This window comes from Streptomyces sp. R302 (genome assembly GCF_012927245.1).
GTDB lineage: Bacteria > Actinomycetota > Actinomycetes > Streptomycetales > Streptomycetaceae > Streptomyces.
Genome location: NZ_JABBGE010000007.1, coordinates 387,481 through 408,249, shown reverse-complemented (window position 1 = coordinate 408,249; position 20,769 = coordinate 387,481). Strand labels below are relative to the sequence as shown.

Annotated in this window: 17 protein-coding genes and 1 pseudogene; 7 read left to right on the top strand and 11 right to left on the bottom strand. The window is 74.7% G+C overall.

Translation table 11 applies throughout. The features are described from left to right. Window positions 1-49: 49 nt before the first annotated feature. Window positions 50-553 (bottom strand): HD domain-containing protein, encoded by a 504-nt coding sequence (locus HHL19_RS23670; RefSeq protein WP_169092300.1) that lies wholly within the window; start codon window positions 551-553, stop codon window positions 50-52. Between the two features lie 98 nt (window positions 554-651). On the opposite strand from HHL19_RS23670, the gene HHL19_RS23665 reads away from it, so the two are divergent. Both HHL19_RS23665 and HHL19_RS23660 read left to right on the top strand, forming a co-directional pair. Continuing rightward, a complete protein-coding gene (locus HHL19_RS23665; RefSeq protein WP_169092299.1) occupies window positions 652-1,299 on the top strand; it encodes an alpha-ketoglutarate-dependent dioxygenase AlkB in 648 nt (215 codons plus the stop codon). 277 nt (window positions 1,300-1,576) lie between these two features. Next, window positions 1,577-2,713: a hypothetical protein gene (locus HHL19_RS23660; RefSeq protein WP_169092298.1), complete on the top strand. Its 1,137-nt coding sequence runs from the start codon at window positions 1,577-1,579 to the stop codon at window positions 2,711-2,713. Between the two features lie 5 nt (window positions 2,714-2,718). Here the strand turns inward: HHL19_RS23660 and HHL19_RS23655 are convergent, their stop codons facing one another. The 7 genes and pseudogenes from HHL19_RS23655 to HHL19_RS23625 form a co-directional block, all read right to left on the bottom strand. Next, complete coding sequence (locus HHL19_RS23655; RefSeq protein ID WP_169092297.1) at window positions 2,719-4,218, bottom strand: cytochrome P450; 1,500 nt, start codon at window positions 4,216-4,218, stop codon at window positions 2,719-2,721. Beyond that, complete coding sequence (locus HHL19_RS23650) at window positions 4,215-4,838, bottom strand: ATP/GTP-binding protein (protein WP_169092296.1); 624 nt, start codon at window positions 4,836-4,838, stop codon at window positions 4,215-4,217. The genes HHL19_RS23655 and HHL19_RS23650 overlap by 4 nt, the downstream gene beginning before the upstream one ends. After that, a complete protein-coding gene (locus tag HHL19_RS23645; RefSeq protein WP_169092295.1) occupies window positions 4,819-5,175 on the bottom strand; it encodes a DUF742 domain-containing protein in 357 nt (118 codons plus the stop codon). The genes HHL19_RS23650 and HHL19_RS23645 overlap by 20 nt, the downstream gene beginning before the upstream one ends. Beyond that, the gene (locus HHL19_RS23640; RefSeq protein WP_169092294.1) at window positions 5,172-5,579 is read right to left on the bottom strand and encodes a roadblock/LC7 domain-containing protein; all 408 of its coding nucleotides are present in this window, start codon (window positions 5,577-5,579) and stop codon (window positions 5,172-5,174) included. The genes HHL19_RS23645 and HHL19_RS23640 overlap by 4 nt, the downstream gene beginning before the upstream one ends. A gap of 1 nt (window position 5,580) precedes the next feature. Further along, on the bottom strand, window positions 5,581-7,092 hold the full coding sequence (locus HHL19_RS38205) for an ATP-binding protein (RefSeq protein ID WP_169092293.1): 1,512 nt from the start codon (window positions 7,090-7,092) through the stop codon (window positions 5,581-5,583). A gap of 360 nt (window positions 7,093-7,452) precedes the next feature. Further along, window positions 7,453-8,952: an SWF or SNF family helicase gene (locus HHL19_RS23630; protein ID WP_206325106.1), complete on the bottom strand. Its 1,500-nt coding sequence runs from the start codon at window positions 8,950-8,952 to the stop codon at window positions 7,453-7,455. Beyond that, window positions 8,949-11,866: pseudogene (locus HHL19_RS23625) on the bottom strand (DEAD/DEAH box helicase). Before HHL19_RS23625 ends, HHL19_RS23630 begins: the two are co-directional and overlap by 4 nt. A 470-nt stretch (window positions 11,867-12,336) precedes the next feature. Here HHL19_RS23625 and HHL19_RS23620 point away from each other — a divergent pair. Next, window positions 12,337-13,431 carry an acyl-CoA desaturase gene (locus HHL19_RS23620; protein ID WP_169092292.1) on the top strand — a complete coding sequence of 365 codons (1,095 nt, stop codon included), beginning with the start codon at window positions 12,337-12,339 and terminating at the stop codon, window positions 13,429-13,431. Window positions 13,432-13,477: 46 nt separating this feature from the next. Next, window positions 13,478-14,023: an MOSC domain-containing protein gene (locus tag HHL19_RS23615; protein ID WP_169092291.1), complete on the top strand. Its 546-nt coding sequence runs from the start codon at window positions 13,478-13,480 to the stop codon at window positions 14,021-14,023. 36 nt (window positions 14,024-14,059) lie between these two features. On the opposite strand, the gene HHL19_RS23610 is transcribed toward HHL19_RS23615, so the two are convergent. The 3 genes from HHL19_RS23610 to HHL19_RS23600 form a co-directional block, all read right to left on the bottom strand. After that, window positions 14,060-14,890, bottom strand: a complete 831-nt coding sequence (locus HHL19_RS23610; protein WP_169092290.1) for a hypothetical protein — start codon at window positions 14,888-14,890, stop codon at window positions 14,060-14,062. An 89-nt stretch (window positions 14,891-14,979) separates the two neighbouring features. Continuing rightward, entirely contained in the window at window positions 14,980-15,273 is a 294-nt protein-coding gene (locus HHL19_RS23605; protein WP_206325105.1) for a hypothetical protein, read from the bottom strand. A gap of 255 nt (window positions 15,274-15,528) precedes the next feature. Next, entirely contained in the window at window positions 15,529-16,137 is a 609-nt protein-coding gene (locus HHL19_RS23600; RefSeq protein ID WP_169092288.1) for a methyltransferase domain-containing protein, read from the bottom strand. A gap of 151 nt (window positions 16,138-16,288) precedes the next feature. Here HHL19_RS23600 and HHL19_RS23595 point away from each other — a divergent pair, with 151 nt between their 5' ends. From HHL19_RS23595 to HHL19_RS23585, 3 genes are all read left to right on the top strand, one after another. After that, on the top strand, window positions 16,289-17,125 hold the full coding sequence (locus HHL19_RS23595) for an MHYT domain-containing protein (RefSeq protein ID WP_169092287.1): 837 nt from the start codon (window positions 16,289-16,291) through the stop codon (window positions 17,123-17,125). Between the two features lie 80 nt (window positions 17,126-17,205). Further along, entirely contained in the window at window positions 17,206-20,325 is a 3,120-nt protein-coding gene (locus HHL19_RS23590) for an ATP-binding protein (protein ID WP_206325104.1), read from the top strand. Further along, a complete protein-coding gene (locus HHL19_RS23585) occupies window positions 20,322-20,756 on the top strand; it encodes a roadblock/LC7 domain-containing protein (protein ID WP_169092286.1) in 435 nt (144 codons plus the stop codon). The genes HHL19_RS23590 and HHL19_RS23585 overlap by 4 nt, the downstream gene beginning before the upstream one ends. Window positions 20,757-20,769 lie beyond the last annotated feature (13 nt).

Sequence of the window (20,769 nt, the reverse complement as noted above, 5' to 3'; positions counted from 1 at the left end):
CGATGCGCCGCCCGCCCCCGCCGGGACCGTGCCGCGACCCTCCCGGGCCCTACGGCCCCGTCAGTTCCGGCAGCAGGTCGGGGTTGACGATCCGCAGGATCGTCGCGATCCGCTCCGGCTCCGCGGCGGCCCACAGGACCCGCCGCGCCGCCCGGTACTTGGCGGCGAGCCGTTCGCGCTGCTCCGGCGCGAGCCCCGCCGCCCGGTCCGCGCGGCTGTTGTGCGCGTTGTCGGCGATCTTCACCAGGGTGGCGTCGGGGTCCCGGGCGACGCGCCGGATCTTCTCCTCGTACGGGCAGCCGGGCTCGTTGGTGACCGCGAGGACGGCCCGGACGACCCGCTCGGGCGCCCCGGCCGCCCGGAGCTCCTCCGCCGTCCACTCCGTGTCCTCGACGACGTCGTGGAGCAGCCCCGCCATCTCCAGCTCGGTCCCGAGCGGCGCGAGTCCCGCGGCGACGGCCCGTACGTGTGCCACGTAGGGGACCCCGATCTTGTCGACCTGTCCGGCGTGCGCGCGGTCGGCCAGCGCGTCCACCTCGGCGAGCGTCATCATGCCCCCATCATCCCCGGCCCTCCCCGGCCTTCCCGGGCCCCGTTCCTCCCCGACCATAGAATCGCTCATCTGTTCGGTTTCGTGGTTATCCTGGATCCATGACCACGGCACCACCGGACCTCCCCGGCCTCCAGGGCTCCCTGTTCGACCAGGGCGACGAGCCCGGGCCCGGGGCCCTGGGCGACCTGCGGCGGACGCCGCTGGCCGGCGGGGCCTGGGTGGATCACCTGCCCGGATGGTTCCAGGGGGCCGACGCGCTGTTCGAAGAGCTGGCGCGACGGGTGCCCTGGCGGGCCGAGCGCCGGAGGATGTACGACGACGTCGTCGCCGTACCGCGCCTCCTCGCGTACTACCGCGAGGGCGAGCCCCTCCCGCACCCCGCACTCACCGAGGCCCGCGACGCCCTCGGCGCGCACTACGCCGCCGAGCTCGGCGAGGGCTTCGCCACCGCCGGTCTCTGCCTCTACCGGGACGGGCGGGACAGCGTCGCCTGGCACGGCGACCGGACCGGCCGCTCCGCCGCCCACGACACGATCGTCGCCATCCTCTCCCTCGGCGATCCGCGCGACCTCGCGCTCCGCCCGCGCGGCGGCGGCCCCGTCGCCCTCCGCCTCCCGCTCGGCCACGGCGACCTCGTCGTGATGGGCGGCTCCTGCCAGCGCACCTGGGACCACGCGGTGCCGAAGACCGGCCGGGCCGTCGGGCCCCGCATCAGCGTCCAGTTCCGCCCGCGCGGCGTCGCCTGACCCCGCGCCGGGGTCTCCCGCCCAGCCGGAACTGGCCATGGTCGTCAGGACCGTCGACGACCGCGCGTCAGCGGTCAGCGAACGACCCCGGGACTTCAGGAGAACACAACTGCCCAGCAAGACGCCAGGGTTACCGTGATCCGGACCCGTCCGGTCCGGGGGTTGTGGGCCGGTTCGGGCGGGCAGGTTTGCAGCGTTGCGTGGCGGGAATTGTCGGCCGTCAGTGACAGCGGCAACATACAAACGGATTCCGAGGACTGAAGGAGGTGGAGCGACCATGCCCCTGCATGCCGTCGAGATCCCCGAGTTGTGGATGCCTCATCCGCTCAAGGTCAATCCGCACCTGCCGGGCCTGCGCGCCGAGAGCGAGACCTGGGCCCGCGAGATGGGCATGCTGGACGACGGCGACGGACGGGCCGACGGCCGCCCGATCTGGACCCCGACCCAGTTCCGAGCCATGACGGTGGACCTGCTCACCGCCTGGACCCTGCCCGACGCCTCGCCCGCCGCCCTCCGGCTCAACCACCGCTTCAACATCTGGGCGCTCGCCTGGGACGACTACTTCGCCCACTCCTTCAAGCGGACCAGCGACCTCCAGGGCGCCCACGACTTCACCGTCCGCCTCCACGGCTTCCTGCGCACCGACGAGGGCGCCCGCTTCCCCGAGCCCGTCAACGCCGTCGAGCGCGGCATGGCCGACCTCCAGCGGCACCTCTTCCCGCCCCGACTCGCCCACTGGCGCCAGGAGTTCAGCCGGGCCCTCGCCCGCTACGTCGACGCCGGCGTCGAGGAGCTCGCCAACAGCCGCACCGGACGCGTCCCCCACCTCATCGACTACGCCCCCTTCCGCCGCGAGAGCTTCGCCGCCCACACCGCGCCCTACTCGGTGGAGCTCGCCACGGGCGCCCGAATACCGGAGCGGATCCGCCACCATCGGACCGTCCGCGGACTCGTCGCCGCGTTCATGGACGTCATGGGGCTGGCGAACGACATCGCCTCCTACGAGCGGGAGGTCCACGAGGAGCACGACGTGAACAACCTCGTCGTCGTCCTCGGCACCTCCCTGGGGATCCCCCTCCGCGAGGCCGTCCCGGCCTCCGTCCACCTCGTCAACTCCCGCATGCGCGACTTCGAGCAGCTCCGCGAGGACGACGTCCCGCTGCTCGCCCGCAGGGCCGGACTGACCCCCGAGGAGCAGTCCGGCCTCGACACCTGGCTCGGCGGGGCGTGCAGCTTCCTCTCCGGCCTCCACGCCTGGTACACCGGTGCCCCCCGGTACGTCCCCACCGACCCGGCCTTCCCGGACCAGCGGCTGCCCGCCGAGCCTCCCGGGGAGTGGTACGGAGGGGGGTCCGGCCGGCACGCGGCCACACCCCCCTCCGCCGTCGGGCTCGGCCTCGACGCCGAGCCATGACAGGACTACCGCAGCCGCACCAGCCGCAGCAGCCGCTCCCACCAGGACGGCGACGCCCCGGGCCGGGCGGCGGGCCCGGGATCGGAGGGCCCGCCCTGGGCCGTCGTCCCGGTCGCGGTCTCCGTCACGGTCTCCGACTCCGGCGCCGCGGCCGGTCCGGGCACCGCGGCGGCGTGCGGCGCCGGGGCCTCCGGCAGCGGCTCCTCGTACTGCGTGCCCCTCGGCGCCCGCGGCGCGAACACGACCGGGAGCGCCGTCAGGTGCCGCGCCCAGGTGGACGAGCGCCAGGTGAGTTCCTCCTCCGGGATCGACAGGGCGATGTCGGGCAGCCGGGTGAGCAGGATGTCGATGCCGGTGTCGGCGATGATGCGGCCGACGTCCTGCCCGGGGCACTCGTGGCTGCCGGCGCTGAAGGAGAGGTGCGCGCGGTTGTGGTGCACCGGCGCCGCGGGATCGGGGCGTACCACCTGGTCCATGTTCCCGGCCGCCAGACCGAGCAGCAGCATGTCGCCGGCCATGATCCGCTGCCCGCCGAGCGTGGTGTCCCCGTTGGCGTAGCGGGAGGGGCAGACCATCAGCGGCGGCTCGTCCCACAGGACCTGCTCGACCGCCTCGGGCAGCGTCATCTGACCGCCGGCCAGCGAACCGCGGAACCGCGGGTCGGTGACCACCATGCGCAGCACGTTCGACATCAGGTTGGCGGTGGTCTCGTAGCCGGCCAGGAGGATCAGCCGCAGGTGGTGCACGACCTCCTCGTCGGTGAGCCCCGCCGGGTGCGACATCAGCGCGGAGGCGATGTCCATGCCCGGGCGCAGCCGCTTCTCGCGGACCAGCCCCTCCAGGCTCTCGACCACGAAGGCGTTGCTCGCGAGCGAGGTCTCGGTCGCCTTGAAGAGGTCGCGCGCGGCCTGCACCAGCTTCGGCGCCGCCTCGTCGGACATGCCGAGCAGGTGGATGAGGGTGAGCATCGGCAGGTGCTCGGTGAAGCGGTCGACCAGCTCCGCCTCGCCGTCCTCGCAGAAGGTGTCGATCAGCTCGTGGGCGAAGCGGTTGATGCGGCGCCGGATGCCCCGGTGGTCGAACTGGTCGAGCGAGGCGGTGACCGCGCTGCGCAGCCGCTGGTGCTCCTCGCCGTCCGCGCAGACGCAGTCGGGGCGCCAGCCGATCATCGGCATCAGCGGGGAGGTGGCGGGGTCGATCTCCCCGGTGCTCCAGCCGTGCCAGACCCGCGGGTCGCGGGAGTACTGGGTGGCGCGGGTCGCCACGTCACGGTTCTCGTTGTAGCCGAGGACGAGCCACGCGCGGACGTCGCCGTCGAGGAGGACGGGCGCCACCGGACCGTGGACGGCGCGCAGTTCCTCGTACAGGCCCATGGGGTCGGTCTCGGCGGCGGGGCCGTACAGCCGGGTCGCTCCGCCGGGGCCGTCGGCCACGTGGGCGGGGCAGCCGGGCGGCGGGACGAGCCCCGCGGCCGGTGTCGTGTGCTCGTGGGCGGGGAGGGTCATGCGGTCTCCTGGGCGGCGAGGGTGCACAGGTAGACCATCAGCGAGAGGAGGGCGTCCCGGCAGGACGCCCGGTCGCGGGCGTCACAGGTGACCAGGGGGACGGAGTCGCTGAGGGCCAGGGCCGTGCGCAGTTCTGGTAGCGGGTACTGGGGGGCCTCGGGGAAGGTGTTGACGGCCACCACGAAGGGGACGCGGCGGTCCTCCAGGCGCGTGATGATCTCGAAGCAGACCTCGATCCTGCGGGTGTCGACGAGGACGACGGCGCCGAGCGCGCCCTCGAAGATGCCGTTCCACAGGAACCAGAAGCGCTCCTGTCCCGGTGTGCCGAACAGATAGAGGATCAGTTCCTCGTTGATGCTGATGCGGCCGAAGTCCATCGCGACGGTCGTCGTGTTCTTGCCGGTGACGCCGGGGTTGTGGTCGATCCCGACGCCGGCCTGCGTCATGCGTTCCTCGGTGGTCAGCGGCGGGATGTCGCTCACCGCGCCGACCATCGTGGTCTTGCCGACGCCGAAGCCGCCGACGACCACGACCTTGACGCCCCGGGCGCCGTGCGGAAGAAGCAGGTCGGTCTCGCGCCGGCCTGGTGCCCTGAGCGTGTCAGAGTCTGCGTAGTCCATGGATCACCGCCTCCAGAAGGCCCCGGTCGGGGAAGGCCGCGACGGGGACGGGTGCAATCGCCTCGACGCGCTGGTCGTCGACGAGCTGGGACAGCAGCACGGTGACGACGCTGAACGGAAGGCTGAGGTAGGCCGACACCTCGGCCACCGACAGCGGGTACTCGCACATGGTGAGGATGGATGCCTGTTCGGGCTGCATGGAGGGGTCCGGCGCCGACCTCGTCGCGATCAGCGTGACCAGGTCGAAGGTCTTGGCCGAGGACCCCTCGCCGCCGGTGATGACGTACAGCGGGACGGGGGTGCCCTCCTCCCAGGGCTTCGGATTCTCCGAGGTCACATCGCCTGCCGGACGTCTTCACGCGGCGGACTCGTCATGTGCCGGCCGATCCTGGTGACGAGCGTCCGCATACGGTCGCCGAGGAGTCCCGCGTCGACCTCCGCGTCGGCGAGGACGGCGAGGTACGCGCCGGGGCCGGCCGCCATCAGGGAGAAGTAGCCGCCGTCGGCCTCGATCCCGACCATGTGGGTGGTGCCGTTCCCGTGCGGGAACATCTGCGCGATCGCCCGGGCGAGGCTCTGGATGCCGGAACAGGCGGCGGCGATGGCGTCGGCGGTGTCGGGAGCGGTGTTGGCCTGGCCGATGCTGAGGCCGTCCGCGGAGAGGACGACGACGTGTCGTACGTGCGGAACGCCGCCCACGAGCTCGGTGAGCATCCAGTCGATGTTGGGCAGTGGCTGCATGTTATTCGACCTCATCAGACGGCTGGCTGTGCGGGTTGGGGGATGCGGAGTCCGAGTCCGGTCGCTTGGTGCCGTTGAAGGCCTCCCACATCAGCCCGGGCTGGCGTGTGGAGGTGGGGGCGGGGGCGGGCTCGGGGCCGGTGCGGAGGACCGGCGTCGGGACGGGGGAGTCGCGGCGGCGGCGGGGCAGCCCGTTGAGGGTCGTCCCGTCGATGTAGGGCGCCGCGCCCTCGTCGAAGGAGGTGGGGAGCATGGGGGTGGGCGGCGGGACCGGCAGCGGCTCGGGAGCCGGCGACGGCACCGCGGCGCCGCCGCGCGACGGCAGGGGCCGGACGGGCCCGGTCGCGCGTTTCCGGGCGGGTTCGGGGGTTCTCACGACGGGCTTCTCCACCGTGGTGATCAGGCGCCGGGGGACGAGGATCACGGCCCGTACGCCTCCGTAGGCGGAGGGGCGCAGGTCGACGTCGCAGCCGTACTCGCGGGCCAGTCGGCTCACCACCGGCAGACCGAGCTGGGTCACCTCGCCCAGGCCGGCGAGGAAGAGGCCCGAGGTCGAGTCCGTCATCACGCGGTTGATGCGCTGGCGGACCTCCTCGGTGAGGCCGACGCCGCGGTCCTCGATCTCGATCGCGATGCCCGAGGGCACCTCGACGGCGCTCACCTCCACGGGGGAGTGCGGGGGCGAGAACGTCGTCGCGTTGTCGAGGAGTTCGGCGAGGAGGTGGATCAGCGGCTCGGCGCCGGGGCCGATGACCGCGGCCTCGGTGACCGACTGGAGCTTGACCCGGGGGTAGTCGACGATGCGCGACATGGCGCCGCGCAGCACGTCGTAGAGGGGGATGGGCTTCGACCACTGGCGTCCCGGGCGGGCGTCGCCGAGGACGGCGATGCTGGCGGCGAGACGGCCGATCAGGGCGTTGCGGTGGTCGACGTCCTGCAGGCCGCGGGCGAGCACGAGGTCCGTGCCGTGGACCATCTGCATCTCGCGGAGGTCCTTGGCGAGCTGGTGGACGATCGCCTGGACGCGGCGGGCGACGGCCACCAGGGCGCGCTGGGAGGAGTCCCGGGTGTTCTCCTCGGCCTCGACGGCGAGGAGGAGGGTCCTCAGCGCTCCCTTGAGCGCCTGGGTGAAGCCTTCGTCGAGATGCTCGCCGACTCGGATGGAGTTCACGATCTCCGAGGTGGAGTCGCCCTTCTGGAGCCGGGCGACGGCCGCGGGGAGCAGCTGCTCGGCCATCCACACCGTGGCCGTCCGCTGGTCGGCGAGGCGCGCGAGCAGCGCGGCCTCGCTCTCCGCGTGGGCCTGCCGGGCCGCCCGGAGCGCCCCCGTGTGCCGGGCCTCCTCGGCCGACCGGGTGAGGCGTACGGTCAGGGCGGTGCTGCCGAGCGTGAGGGAGACCGCCGCGAAGCCGTACCAGGCCACCGGAGTCCGTATCTGCGCAGGCGCGAAGAGCAGCCCTATGGCGAAGAGGGCGGCCAGCACCCCCGGTGGGACGAGCCACACCGGAGCCATCGCACCCGGCCTGGCTCTGGAAGTTGAACCTGCGCGTACCATCAACGGTTTCCCTCGACGTCCGGAAATGGGAAAGGACTGAAGTGGGGCGACGTACCGTCAGGAAAAAGAGCGGACATGCGATCGATCACGCACAGGTGCTCGAACATCCCCTCGCGGCCGTGCTCCGTCGGCGCCCGCTCCCAGCGTTCATGACTCGCTGTGAGCGCGGCGCAACACATCTGCGGAGCATAGTCAGTTCGCGATTGGCGTGTGACCTCGATGGAAGGAAGGGTTCTATCAATCAAACTGGCCCTATAAGAGGGCGGGAATGCGTATCGAAAATGACAATAAATGATCAGACTGCGAGGGTTTTACCGGTCATTCCGAAAGGCCGCGCGAGCCGGAGTCCGCGCCCTCCGGCTCGTCGTCCCGATCGCCCTCGACCGTCGCCGTCGTGAGCGCCGCCGCCGGATCCCGGTCCGCGGGACCCACCGGAACCCAGCTGCCGTCGGTTCGGCGGTAGGGCCACCAGCGGCCGTCGTCACCGAGCCGCAGCTGCGCCCGTCCGCCCGCCACCGTCCACCGCGTCCCCGACCGGCCCAGCTCCGGAGCGTCGCCGTCCTCCCACGCCTCGGCGAGCCGGGCCTCCGCCAGGGCCACGGCCGCCCCGTCCGGCGTCCACGACCCCTCCAGTACGGCGAGGGCCGCGGCCCCGCCCCACCGCCACGCGCGCGTGGCCACGTCGAGCTCCGCGCGCGAACGCCCGGTGCCCGAGGCGAGCCGCCCCGCCACCCACGCCGGCGGCCCGCCGGCCGCGAGCCGCACCGCGTCCTCGGCGACCGAAAGACCCCCCGCCGGGGCGATAGGGCGGTCGGCGAGCAGCTCGGTCAGCAGCCGGTGGGCGCGGGCCGCGGTGTCCGCGGCCAGGAACTCCAGGGCCGCGGGCTCCACCCCCGGCTCCGGATCCGTCTCCGTGTCGAGGGCCGGCGGCTCCCCGGGCGCCGCGTCCGGCACCGGCACGGCGGGCAGCGGCGGCAGGATGTCCCGCAGCGCGTACGCCTCCGCCGCCGACACGCCCCGCGGCCCGCCGACGCCCCCGGCCCCCGTCCCGGCCCCGGCCTCCGCGTCCCCGGGCGCCCCCGCCTCCGTCCCGCCGCCCGCGCGGGCGGCGCTGCGGGCCTGGAGCGCGTCCACGACCGCCTCCTGACCCCGCCCCCGCAGGAGCAGCAGCGCGAAGGGGTCCTCGTCCAGGATCCGCGCCACCTGGTGGCAGAGCGCCGCCGTGTGCGGGCAGTGGTCCCACGCCTCGCAGCCGCACTCCGGCTCCAGGTCCCCGATGCCCGGCAGCAGGTCGACGCCGACCCCCGCGGCGTCCTCCACCAGGTGCGGCGGCATCTCGCGGTCGAGGAGCGCGGCGATGTGCCCGGCGCTGTCGACGGCGAGGTCGAGCAGCCGGTCCCACTCCTCGTCGGTCAGGGTGCGCACCAGCACGTCGCTGCGGTACGCCGTGCCGTCGGGGTCCTGCACGACGGCGGTGATCCGCCCGGGCCGCACCGACACGGCGCCGACGGCCCCCGCGCGCGCGTGCCTCCGGCCCTCCTTCACCTGCCGGCCGTCGAGCGCCGTGTCCTCCAGCGCCTTGAGCCATGCCCGGCCCCACCAGGTGCGGGTGAACGCCCCGCCGCGCACCGGCGGCGCCGCCGCGAAGGTGAGCTCCTCGGAGCCCCGGCCCCGGTCCCGGCCCCGGTCCCGGCCCTGGCCCTGGCCCGCCGCCCGGTACCCGCCGTTCGCCTCGTACCCGTCTTCTGCCTCGTACCCGCCGGTCGTCCCGTACCCGCCGGTCGTCCCGTACCCGTCCGTCGTCCCGTACCCGCTCATCGTCCGTCCCCGTTCGCGACGTCGTCCCCGCGCAGGGAGACCAGTTCCGCCAGTTCCGCGTCGGTCAGTTCGGTCAGCTCCGCCGGCGTGTCACCGGACGCGCCGAGCACCGCGTCGGCCAGCGCCCGCTTGCGTGCGAGGAGCGCCGCGATCCGGTCCTCGACCGTCCCCTCGGCGACGAGCCGGTGCACCTGCACCGGACGCGTCTGCCCGATCCGGTACGCCCGGTCGGTGGCCTGCGCCTCCACCGCCGGGTTCCACCAGCGGTCGTAGTGCACCACGTGCTCGGCCCGGGTGAGGTTGAGCCCCGTCCCGGCCGCCTTCAGCGACAGCAGGAAGACCGGCACCTCGCCCTCCTGGAAGCGCGCGACCATCGCCTCCCGCGCCGCCACCGGGGTGCCGCCGTGCAGGAACTGCGTCCGCACCCCGCGCGCCGCCAGATGCGCCTCCAGGATCCTGGCCATCCCCACGTACTGGGTGAAGACCAGGGTGCTCGCCCCCTCGGAGAGGATCGTGTCGAGCAGCTCGTCGAGGAGTTCGAGCTTCCCCGAACGGCCGGCGATCCGGGGCCGCTCCTCCTTCAGGTACTGGGCGGGGTGGTTGCAGATCTGCTTGAGCGAGGTCAGCAGCTTCACCACGAGACCGCGCCGCGCCATCCCCTCGGCCGCCGAGATGGCCAGGAGGTTCTCGCGCACCACCGCCTCGTACAGGCCGGCCTGTTCCGGCGTCAGGGAGACGGCCCGGTCGGTCTCGGTCTTCGGCGGCAGCTCCGGCGCGATGCCCGGGTCGGACTTGCGGCGGCGCAGCAGGAACGGGCGGACGAGGGCGCCGAGCCGCTCCACGGAGGCCGGGTCGCCGCCGCCCTCGACGGCGGCCGCGTACCGGCGCCGGAAGGCACCGAGCCCGCCGAGCAGCCCCGGCGTCGTCCAGTCGAGGATCGCCCACAGCTCGGAGAGGTTGTTCTCCACCGGCGTGCCGGTCAGCGCCACACGCGCGCGTGCATCGATCGTGCGCAGCCGGCGGGCGGTGGCGGAGTAAGGATTCTTCACGTGCTGGGCCTCGTCCGCCACCAGCAGCCCCCACGCCCGGGCGGCGAGCCGCTCGGCGTCGAGCCGCATCGTGCCGTACGTGGTGAGGACGACGTCCCCGGCACCCAGCCCGTCCAGGTCGCGGCCGGCGCCGTGGAAGCGGCGCACCCGCGTGCCGGGGGCGAACCGCTCGAACTCCCGCTGCCAGTTGCCCATCAGCGAGGTCGGGCAGACGACCAGCGTGGGCCCCGCGGTGGCGGGCTCGTCCTGCCGGTGCAGATGGAGCGCGATGACGGTGATGGTCTTGCCGAGCCCCATGTCGTCGGCGAGACAGCCGCCGAGACCGAGCGAGGTCATCCGGTGCAGCCAGTTCAGGCCGCGCAGCTGGTAGTCGCGCAGGGTGGCGGCGAGCGCGGCCGGCTGCGCCACCTCACGGGCCCCTCCCTCGGGGTCGGCGAGCCGCTCGCGCAGCCGCTCCAGGGCCTCGCTCGCGACCACCTCGAACCGATGGCCGTCGACCTCGGTCGTGCCGGTGAGCACGGCCGCGAGCGCGTCGACCGGCGTCACCTTGCGGTCCTGCCGCTCCCGGGCGCGCCGCACCTCCGCCGGATCGACCAGCACCCACCGGTCATGCAGCCGCACCAGCGGCCGCCCGGCCTCGGCGAGCCGGTCGAGCTCCTCCCGGGTCAGCTCCCGATCACCCAGGGAGAAACGCCAGTTGAAGGCGAGCAGCGCGTCGGCGGAGAGGAACGACGGCACACCGCCCGCGCCTGCTCCCGCGCCCCCGCTCCCGTCCGCGTCCTCGTTGTACGGGGCGAAGGCCACGGCACCGGCCTCCGGACCGGTCACGGCACCGACCCCCGGACCGGTCCCGGGTCCGGTCGCGACACCGGCTCCCGGCGCCGCCTCCATCGGCCCGATCTCCGCGCGCGCGGTCAGCCGGTCCGTCAGGTCACGCGGCCAGTGCACCCGCATGCCGGTCGCGGCCAGCGCCCGGGACGCCGGGCCGAGCAGCTCCACGAGCTCCTCGTCGGCCAGTTCCATCGAGTCGGGCACGGCGGCCGTCAGCAGCGGGGTGAGCGCGGGCCAGGCGCGGGCGGCCCGCCGCAGCGCGAGCAGCGCGTCCATCCGGGCGCGCGGGCCGAGCGCTGCCGCCGCGGGTCCGACGCCCGACCAGGCGTCGGCCGCGTCCACGACCACCGCGGGATCGGCGGCGGATTGCAGTTGGAGCACCGCGCGAAGCCCGGCGCCTCCGCCCCGGCCGCGTCGCCGCCGACCAGTTCGAGGCGGAGCGACAGCCGTACGCCCGCGTCGTGACCGGCCGCCAGATCGGCGGCCCACGCCCGCTGTTCGGGCACGGACTGCGCCTCCTCGGCGGCGAACGCCGGGCCGCCGGCCGCGAGTGCGGCGGCCGGGGTACGGGGGAGGGCGTCGGCGACCGCGTCGAGGAAGGCCCGCAGCAGCTCCTCCGGCTCGGGCAGCAGCCAGTCCTCCGCCCCCTGAGCCCCCTCCACGGGGGCGAGCGGGACGGCGTGCGCGGTGGGCGGCATCGACGCGGCGAGCGTCCGCAGCCGCTCCAGGTCCTCGGGCCCCAACGGCCCGGCCCGCCACGCGTCGTGACCGTCCGCCGTCACCCCGGGCAGCAGCAGGCCGCGCGCGACGAGGTCCAGGGCGAGGAGCGCCGCACCGCCCCAGAACGCGGCCGCCGGATCGGCCCCGCCGGAGAGCCGGGCACCGGCGAGGAACGGCAGCGCGTCCCGTACCGGCAGCAGCGCCGCGGGGACGGACACGGGCCGGAGGTCCGCGTCGTCCACCACCGTGAGCACGTCCTCCACCGCCCCCGGCGGCGCGTACAGCGGCTCGCCGGCGGGCGACCAGAGCGCGATCCGGCCGGCCCGGGGCGGGTCGGCGGGGAGGAAGACGGCGGCCGGAGCACCGGCACCGGGCGGCGGGAGGGGTGTGACGGGCGGGACGGAGGATTCGGAACCGGGGCCGGACGAGCGGAGCGACGACGTCAACACATTCCCCACATATGACTACCTGCGAGACGGAGCGGCCGACCCTACCCCACCCTTGCCCCCGACCGCGCACATCCGTGCGTGACACCCGACACATGCGCACCGCCTTGGCCGGAGCGGGAACCCGTGCCTCGGCGGGTGGGATCCGGCGCTCTGGGGGCGGGGGTGGGGAACACCCCACCCCCCGCCCCCGGTCCGCCCCCGCCCACGGCCGGGTGGTGACGCCATGGCTCCGCCCCGTCACCGATTCCTACGGTGAAGACCTGTCACCGGCCCCGGCGCGGACGGCCCTCGGCGCGGACGGCGGCAGCCCACCTCACAGAAGCCGGAGCCCTCCCATGTCCCAGGCCACCGCCCTCGCACCCGCCCCGGCGCCGCCCGCCGCACGGAACCGGGCCGCCGGCAGCGAGTTCTCCCCGCTCCTGCGCCTGGTACGGAGCCAGAAACTCCTCGACCACAGGCCCGGCTGGTACGCCCGGGACATCGCCGTCACCCTCCTCGGCTTCGCCGCCGTCGCCGGAACCCTCCTCCTCACCGGCCCCGCCTGGTGGTCCGTCCTGCTCGCCGTGCCCCTCGCACTGCTCTCCGCCCGCGCCGCCTTCCTCGCCCACGACGCCGGCCACGCCCAGATCACCGCCGACCGCCGGGCCGGCCGCGTCATCCAGCTCGTCCACGCCAACCTCCTCCTCGGCATGAGCCGCGAATGGTGGAACGACAAGCACAACCGCCACCACGCCCACCCCAACCACCTCGACAAGGATCCCGACGTCGCCGCCGACGTCCTCGTCTTCGCCGAGCACCAGACCGCCGGCCGGACCGGCCTGCGCGGCTTCCTCACCCGCCACCAGGCCCTGCTGTTCTTCCCGCTGACCACCCTGGAGGGCCTCGCGCTCAAGCTGTACGGCGTGCAGGCCCTGCTCGCGAAGGAGGGCCCGTACCGCACCCGCCGCGCACGCCTCACCGAAGCCGCCCTGCTCGTCCTCCACTTCGCCGGATACGCGGCGCTGCTCCTCACCGCCCTCACGCCCGCCCAGGCGCTGGTCTTCGCGCTCGTCCACCAGATGCTCTTCGGCGTCCACCTCGGCCTCGCCTTCGCCCCCAACCACAAGGGCATGGAGCGGCCCGACGAGCACGAGGACGGCGACAGCTGGGGCCACCTGCGCCGCCAGGTCCTCACCTCCCGCAACATCCGGGGCGGCGCCCTCACCGACTGGTTCCTCGGCGGCCTCAACTACCAGGTCGAGCACCACCTCTTCCCGTCGATGCCCCGCCCCCACCTGCGCCTCGTCCAGCCCGCCGTCCGCGCCCACTGCCGGGCCCTGGGCATCCCGTACACCGAGACCGGCTTCGTCGACTCCTACCGGCAGGCCCTCGGCCACCTCCACGACGTCGGCGCCACCCTCCGCGAGGAGCACGCGGGCCGGCCGGAGTAGGGTCGAACGCGAATCCGGTCAGCAGCGCGCACCAGGGGGGTCGCACATGGACGACGGCACCGTCACCACGGTCAGCAGCAACGGCACCTACTCCTTCACCAAGCCCAACCGGGAGAGCATCACGCTCCTCGCCGGGCTCGGCGTCGACGGGGACGTCCACGCCGGCGTCACGGTCAAGCACCGCTCGCGCGTCGCCCAGGACCCGACCCAGCCGAACCTCCGCCAGGTCCACCTCATCCACGCCGAACTCTTCGACGAGGTCGCCGAGGCCGGCTTCGCGGTGGCCCCCGGCGACCTCGGCGAGAACGTCACCACCCGCGGCGTCGACCTGCTCGCCCTGCCCACCGGCACCCGACTCCACCTCGGCGCGGAGGCCGTCGTCGAGATCACCGGACTGCGCAACCCCTGCGCCCAGATCGACGGCTTCCGCCACGGACTCCTCAAGCAGGTCGTGGGCCGCGACGCCGACGGCGCGCTCGTCCGCAAGGCCGGGATCATGGGCATCGTCCTGACCGGCGGCGAGGTGCGCCCCGGCGACCCGATCCGCGTCGGACTCCCGGCCGAGCCGCACCGCCCGCTGGAGCGCGTCTGACGCCCTCCCCTTCGAGGTGGGGCGGGGGCGGGTGACTCAGGAAGGGCGTACGGCGATGGCGTCGAGCCCTTCGAGCAGCGCGGGCAGCCGGGGGCCCGGGGCCACCGGGAGGACCTCGCGGGGAAGCTCGTCGAGGAGGAAGAAGGCCATGTCGTCGGTGCGGGCCACCAGCGACCAGCCGGGGCCGTCGGCGCGGAGCGTCCGCACGCCCTCGCCGCTCGCGTCGGACCGCACCCGGCCCACCGGCGGCGGCGCCTCCAGATAGCCGTGCAGCTCGTCCATGGCCCGGCGCACACCGGCGTACGCGTCGGGCGCCGCGCCGTCGGAAGGCGCGGCCCCCGGGGCCGCGTCGGCGGTGGCCGACCGCTCCGCGGTCGGCCGGGGCCCGATCTGCTCCCGCCACGCGTTCCAGTGCAGCGCCACCTCGTCGGCGCCGAGCCGCCGGTGGGCGGGGGTCCACGCGTCCTCGGCGGGCGGGGCCAGCGGGGCGGGGTCGCCCTCCTCCGGCTCGGGGTCGTGCGGGTCAGGGACGCCGGGGGCCTGGGTGGCGACGGGCAGCGGCCAGCCGGGCAGCCCGGCGACGACCGACTCCTCGTCGGGGGACAGGTCGTAGGCCATGCCGCAGTCCCAGGAGGCGATGGCCACCGCGACCAGCGAGACGTCGTCGATGACGACCGTCCAGCGCGCGCCGAGCCCGTCCTGGCCGAAGATCAGCCCGTACCCCTGCTCGTACGGTTCGAGGCCGAGGGCCGCGCAGGCCGCCGGATAGTCGTCGCCGAGCACGCTCGGGAAGCGCGCGGGCGTCAGCAGACACGCGGTCAGCACGTACAGCGCGTCGTCGCCCGCCGCCGGTTCCGTAGCCGCCACCACACGCTCCCTCACTCGCTCGCCATCGGATCGTCGGCGCACCCTACTACCGAGTAATCCATGCGTCGAGGGCCTGTGGAGTGTGAGACTCAGCGCCCCTTGATCCCGAGCAGCGCGCGGGCCACGGTCTCGGGGGTCTGGTCGCGTTCCCGGGCGAGGGTGAGCAGGGCGCGGCAGGCCAGCTCGTTGACGCCGAAGCTGAGCTGCCCCGGTGAGACCCAGGTCGCGGCCTCGTCCATCCGCTCCTGGTCGTCCTCGGCGCAGGCGGCCACATAGACCGCCGCCGCCTCGAAGAGGTTGCGGCCCTGGCGCCCGGAGCGAGCCGGGGGAGGGGCGGCCCCGCTCCCGGACGCGCGTCGGGCGGAGGGGAGGAGCTTGCGCATGCGTTCCGCTATCCGTGCCACGGCCGGCCGCCTTTCCCCGGGCACGGCTGCCCGGCACGACCACGGTAGACAGTGAAGTGCCGCGACAGAAGGGGGCGTTGAGGGCCCATCAGGCTCGTCGGCAGGCATCCAGGATCCGGTCGTCTGGATCCGGTATCCAGGATCCGGTATCCAGGATCCTGGATACGGTCGTCTGGATCGGGGATCCAAGATCCCGGAGTTCGGATCCGCGATCCGCCCTTCACGATCCAGGTGTCAACCCGCCCGTACCGCCAGGGCGAGGTAGCGGGTGTCCTCGTCCACGTACGAGTCGAGCCGCCAGCCGGCCTCGGCGAGCACGGTGCGCAGTCGGGGTTCGGCCCGCAGGTCGTCCGGGGTGATCTGCCGGCCGTGGCGGGCCGCGAGGGCGGCACGGCCGATGGGGTGGAAGAGCGCGAGCCGCCCTCCGGGCCGTACCACGCGGGCGAGTTCGCGCAGGTCGGCGACGGGATCGGCGAGGTGGGAGACGAGCCCCGCGCCGAAGACCGCGTCGAGCGCGCCGTCCCGCAGCGGCAGCCGGCCGACGTCGGCGAGGAGCAGCGCGGAAGCGCCCTGCGGGCCGCGTCGGCCGCTGCGTACCGCCTCGGCCAGCATCTCCGGGGTGAGGTCGGCGCCGAGCACGGTGCCCGCAGGGCCGACGGCGGTGCGGAGCGGGGGCAGCGCGCGGCCGGTGCCGCACCCCGCGTCGAGCACGGCGTCCCCGGGACGCAGCCCCAGGTCGGCCACGGCGGCGGCGTAGGCGGGGCCGTCGTCGGGGAAGCGGCGGTCCCAGTCGGCCGCGCGGATGGCGAAGAATGCTCGGACATCTGTGGGGTCATCGCTCATGCACTCATGATCGCCCACCCGTGAGTGTGAACGTTCTGTGGGCACGTTCGAACGATGTCCGATCGATCCGGAACTTCTCTCCGTCATATTCCAACAGCTTTCGAAATGCGCCCCCGATGCGCCCCCTGGTGCGCACTAGCGTCCCCGAGTCATGGGACACCTGGACCACGCCACCTTCGGCTGGCTGACACCCGTGCTGTCGTACGCGATGGCCTGCATCGGCGCCGCCCTCGGGCTGCGCTGCACCGTACGCGCGCTCGACGCGACCGGCCGTTCGCGACGGAACTGGCTGCTCACCGCCGCCTCCGCGATCGGCACCGGCATCTGGACCATGCACTTCGTGGCCATGCTCGGCTTCGGCGTCACCGGCACCGACATCCGCTACGACGTACCGCTCACCATCCTCAGCCTCGTCATCGCGATGGGCGTGGTGGGGGTCGGCGTGTTCGCCGTCGGCTATGGACGCGACCGGGTCCGATCGCTTCTGATCGGCGGACTGACCACCGGGATCGGCGTGGCCAGCATGCACTACATGGGCATGGCCGCCCTCCGCCTCCACGGCACCGTCCACTACGACCCCGCGCTCGTCGCCCTCTCGGTCGCCATCGCGGTCGTCGCCGCCACCGCGGCGCTCTGGGCGGCCCTCAACATCCACGCCCCGATCGCGGTCGCGCTCGCCTCGCTCGTCATGGGAGCGGCCGTCAGCAGCATGCACTACACGGGCATGTTCGCGGTGAGCGTCGAGGTCGTCCCCTCCTCCGCGGACCTCCCCGGCGCCACCGTCATGCAGTTCATCTTCCCGCTCGCCGTCGGCCTCGGCTCGTACCTCTTCATCACCTCCGCGTTCGTCGCCCTCTCCCCGACCGCCAGGGAACGCGCCGCGTACGCCTCCGCCGAACGCCTCACCGAACCGGACGAGCGAGCGACCGACGTGGCCCCTTCAGGCTTCCGCGCCGGGCGCGACCCGCTGCGATCGCCCGCGCCCTGACAAGCCCCCTGCACGCACGCGTGCACCCGCCGCCTCCGCACCCACGCCCCCAGCCGTAGAACTGCCGGAACGAGGAGCCCATGCGTACTCCCCGCAAGAACCAGGACGCCGTGGCGCCCGCGCCGCCGGCGACCGCACGCGGGCGGCGCGCGCACGCCGGGCCGCCCGCCGACGAACCGGAACCACGCACCCCCGCGACGGGAGACGCGACTCCGGCGGGCTCCGCGTCGGACTCCGCCGCTCCGGCCCGGGAGGCGGACGACGGCACCGCCGTTCCCCAGCCCGCCCCCGTTGCCGGGCATCCCCCCGCCGCCCCCGGCACGGGGACCCGCCGCAGAGGGCTGAGGCCCCGGACCGTGCGCGCGAAGATCGTCTCGCTGCTCATGGTCCCGGTCGTCTCGCTCCTCGCCCTCTGGGGCTTCGCCACCGTCACCACCGCGCAGGACATGGCCCGGCTCAGCCAGCTCCAGCGCGTCGACGCCGACATCCGGCAGCCCGTGGCCGCCGCCGTCGCCGCCCTCCAGGACGAACGCCGGGCCGCCCTACGACAGCTCGCCGCCCCCGGCGCCGGACGGGCCGCCGAACTCAAGGACCGGATCCGCCGCACCGACGAGGCGGTCGCCCGGCTGCGGCTCGACGGCGATCACACCGTCGGCGACTCCGGCGACCTGCCCGCCGACGTCGCCGACCGCGTCGACGCCTTCGTCGGCGAGGCCCAGGGCCTCGCCCGGCTCCGCGCCGGCGCCGCCGAAGGCCGCGGCGACTGGGACCGGGTCTACGACGCGTACACCGCCGCCGTCTCCGCGGGCTTCGCCGTCGGCGGCGCCCTCACCGGCATCCAGGACACCGGGCAGGGCTCCCACGCGCGCGTGCTCCTCGAACTCGCCCGCGCCGGCGAGATGCTCTCCCGCGAGGACGCCCTCCTCGCCTCCGCCCACCTCACCGGCCGACTGACCGCCGCCCACCAGCGCACCTTCACCGGCGCGGCCGACACCCGGCGGACCCTCCTCGCCTCGGCCACCGCCGACCTGCCCCCGGCCGGCCGGACCGCCTGGTCCCGGCTGGCCGACGGCCCCGACCACGCCCGCCTCACCGGCGCCGAGGACCGGGTCGCCCGCGCCGCCGACGGCCGGCCCGCCGCCCAGGCCGCGCCCTCCGCCGACTGGGACGCCGCCCTCACCGCCGTACGCGCCGGTCTCACCGCCGTCGAGAACGACGCGCGGGCCGCCACCGCCGAATCCACCGACCCCTTCGCGGGCGGCATCCTCAGCCCGGCGGGCGCGGCCGTCGTCCTCGGTCTGGCCGCCGTCGCCGCCTCCCTCGTCATCTCGGTCCGCATCGGCCGCGGGCTCGTCGTCGAGCTCGTCAGCCTCCGCAACACCGCCCTCGGCATCGCCCGTCGCAAACTCCCCGCCGCCATGGGCCGGCTGCGCGCCGGAGAGGAGATCGACGTCCGGGCCGAGGCCCCGCCGGGACCCGCGCCCCAGGACGAGATCGGCCAGGTCGGCGAAGCCCTCACCACCGTCCACCGGGCCGCCCTCGCCGCCGCCGTCGAACGCGCCGAACTGGCCAGCGGCATCTCCGGCGTCTTCGTCAACCTCGCCCGCCGCAGCCAGGTCCTCGTCCACCGCCAGCTCAACCTCCTGGACAGCATGGAGCGCCGCGCCGACGACCCCGGCGAGCTCGGCGACCTCTTCCGGCTCGACCACCTCACGACCCGGATGCGGCGCCACGCCGAGAGCCTGATCATCCTCTCCGGCGCCGCGCCCGGCCGTGCCTGGCGGATGCCGGTGCCGCTCACCAACGTCGTCCGCGCCGCCGTCTCCGAGATCGAGGACTACGCGCGCGTGGAGGTGCGCCGGCTCCCCGAGACCGCCGTCGCGGGCGCGGCCGTAGCCGACCTCACCCACCTCCTCGCCGAACTCATCGAGAACGCGGCCCAGTTCTCCCCTCCCCACACCAAGGTGCGGGTCAGCGGCGAGCCCGTCGGGAACGGCTACGCCCTGGAGATCGAGGACCGGGGACTCGGCATGGGCAAGGAGAGCCTCGCCGAGGCCAACGCCCGCATCGACCGCTCCGAGGCCCTCGACCTCTTCGACAGCGACCGCCTCGGCCTCTTCGTCGTCAGCAGGCTCTCCGCCCGGCACGCGATCAAGGTGCACCTGAGGCCGTCCCCGTACGGCGGCACCACCGCCGTCGTCCTCCTCCCCACCGCCCTCCTCCAGGGCGCCCTGGAGGAGGGCCACGGTGCCGAATCCGGACCCGGCTCGCCCCAGGACACCGCGTCCCGGGACGACGAACGCGCCGCCCGCGAACGCGAGGAGGCCCACCGCGCGGAGGCCCGCCGCTTCGCCCGCCCCCCGGCCGACCCCCGTACCGCCGGAGCGGGTGCCGGCGCGCGGACCCCGGTCGGGGACGGCCCGGCAGGTGCCGGGCACGGCCCGGCCACAGCCGGGACGGCACCACGGACCTCCGCCACCCCGCCGCCCCCGGGCCCGGAACGGACCCCGGCCCCGCCCCGGACGACGCCGAGCGCCCTGCCGCGTCCCACGGCCGTCCCCGCGCTCGGCCCCGCTCCCGCGACCACCCCGGCCGCCACCCCGGCCTCCGTACCCGCCGGCGTCACCGCCCTGCGCCCCCGAAGCCACACCGTCGCACCGCCGCGCTCGGCGTCGGGAGCGGCGACGGACAAGGACCCGGTCCCCGGCTCCGGCTCCGGCTCCGGCGACACGGACGGCGACGACGGCGGACTGCCCCGCCGGATCCGCCAGGCGAGCCTCGTCCCGCAGCTCCGCGAGGCGCCCGCGCCCGAGTCGCTGCCCGCGCCCGCCGTCGCCGGTGAGCCGGAGCGGACGCCCGAGCGGGTGCGCGACCGGATGGCCGCCTACCGCGACGGCTGGCAGCGCGGCGGCGGCCCCGCCCCGGGCGCCCCGGCGGTCATCGCCCGGACCGACAGCGCCGCGCACCCCGGCACGGACACCCGTGCGGACACGGGTACGCGCCCAGGCACGCGCCCGTACGGCGACACCGGGCGGACGGCCCCGACCCCGCCCACGGCCCCGCAGCCCTCCCCGCAGACCACCCCGGTCGACCCGCGCGACCCGCGCCGCGACGCACGCGCGCGTACGGACCTCGGCCCGTACTTCGGCGCCCGCCCCAACCCGCCCCAGGCCACCCGACCCGAAGGAGACGACGCATGATCGACCACGAGAGGATCTCCTACCACCGCTCCGGCGAACTCGACTGGCTCCTCGACGACCTGGTCACCCGGGTCCGCGAGGTGCGGCACACCGTGGTGCTCTCCAGCGACGGCCTCCCGGTCGGCGCCTCCAGCGGGCTCAGCCGCGAGGACGCGGAACACCTCGCCGCCATCGCCTCCGGCTTCCACAGCCTCGCCAAGGGCGCCGGACGCCAGTTCCACACCGGCGGAGTCCGCCAGACCATGGTCGAGATGGACGACGGCTTCCTCTTCGTCGCCGCCGCAGGCGACGGCTCCTGCCTGGCCGTCCTCAGCTCCGTCAGCGCCGACATCGGCCTCATCGCCTACGAGATGGCCCGGCTCGTCAAGCGCGTCGGCGAGCACCTGCACACCCCGCCGCGGCTCGCCGCGACCCCACCGGCCGCAGGCTGACCGGAGACCCGCC

Coding starts and splice junctions, on each gene's coding strand:
- HHL19_RS23590 (WP_206325104.1), top strand. CDS start 17,206: ATGCGTACTCCCCGCAAGAACCAGGACGCCGTGGCGCCCGCGCCGCCG.
- HHL19_RS23615 (WP_169092291.1), top strand. CDS start 13,478: ATGGACGACGGCACCGTCACCACGGTCAGCAGCAACGGCACCTACTCC.
- HHL19_RS38205 (WP_169092293.1), bottom strand. CDS start 7,092: ATGGCTCCGGTGTGGCTCGTCCCACCGGGGGTGCTGGCCGCCCTCTTC.
- HHL19_RS23660 (WP_169092298.1), top strand. CDS start 1,577: ATGCCCCTGCATGCCGTCGAGATCCCCGAGTTGTGGATGCCTCATCCG.
- HHL19_RS23595 (WP_169092287.1), top strand. CDS start 16,289: ATGGGACACCTGGACCACGCCACCTTCGGCTGGCTGACACCCGTGCTG.
- HHL19_RS23670 (WP_169092300.1), bottom strand. CDS start 553: ATGATGACGCTCGCCGAGGTGGACGCGCTGGCCGACCGCGCGCACGCC.
- HHL19_RS23655 (WP_169092297.1), bottom strand. CDS start 4,218: ATGACCCTCCCCGCCCACGAGCACACGACACCGGCCGCGGGGCTCGTC.
- HHL19_RS23650 (WP_169092296.1), bottom strand. CDS start 4,838: ATGGACTACGCAGACTCTGACACGCTCAGGGCACCAGGCCGGCGCGAG.
- HHL19_RS23630 (WP_206325106.1), bottom strand. CDS start 8,952: ATGAGCGGGTACGGGACGACGGACGGGTACGGGACGACCGGCGGGTAC.
- HHL19_RS23600 (WP_169092288.1), bottom strand. CDS start 16,137: ATGAGCGATGACCCCACAGATGTCCGAGCATTCTTCGCCATCCGCGCG.
- HHL19_RS23665 (WP_169092299.1), top strand. CDS start 652: ATGACCACGGCACCACCGGACCTCCCCGGCCTCCAGGGCTCCCTGTTC.
- HHL19_RS23640 (WP_169092294.1), bottom strand. CDS start 5,579: ATGCAGCCACTGCCCAACATCGACTGGATGCTCACCGAGCTCGTGGGC.
- HHL19_RS23605 (WP_206325105.1), bottom strand. CDS start 15,273: ATGCGCAAGCTCCTCCCCTCCGCCCGACGCGCGTCCGGGAGCGGGGCC.
- HHL19_RS23585 (WP_169092286.1), top strand. CDS start 20,322: ATGATCGACCACGAGAGGATCTCCTACCACCGCTCCGGCGAACTCGAC.
- HHL19_RS23620 (WP_169092292.1), top strand. CDS start 12,337: ATGTCCCAGGCCACCGCCCTCGCACCCGCCCCGGCGCCGCCCGCCGCA.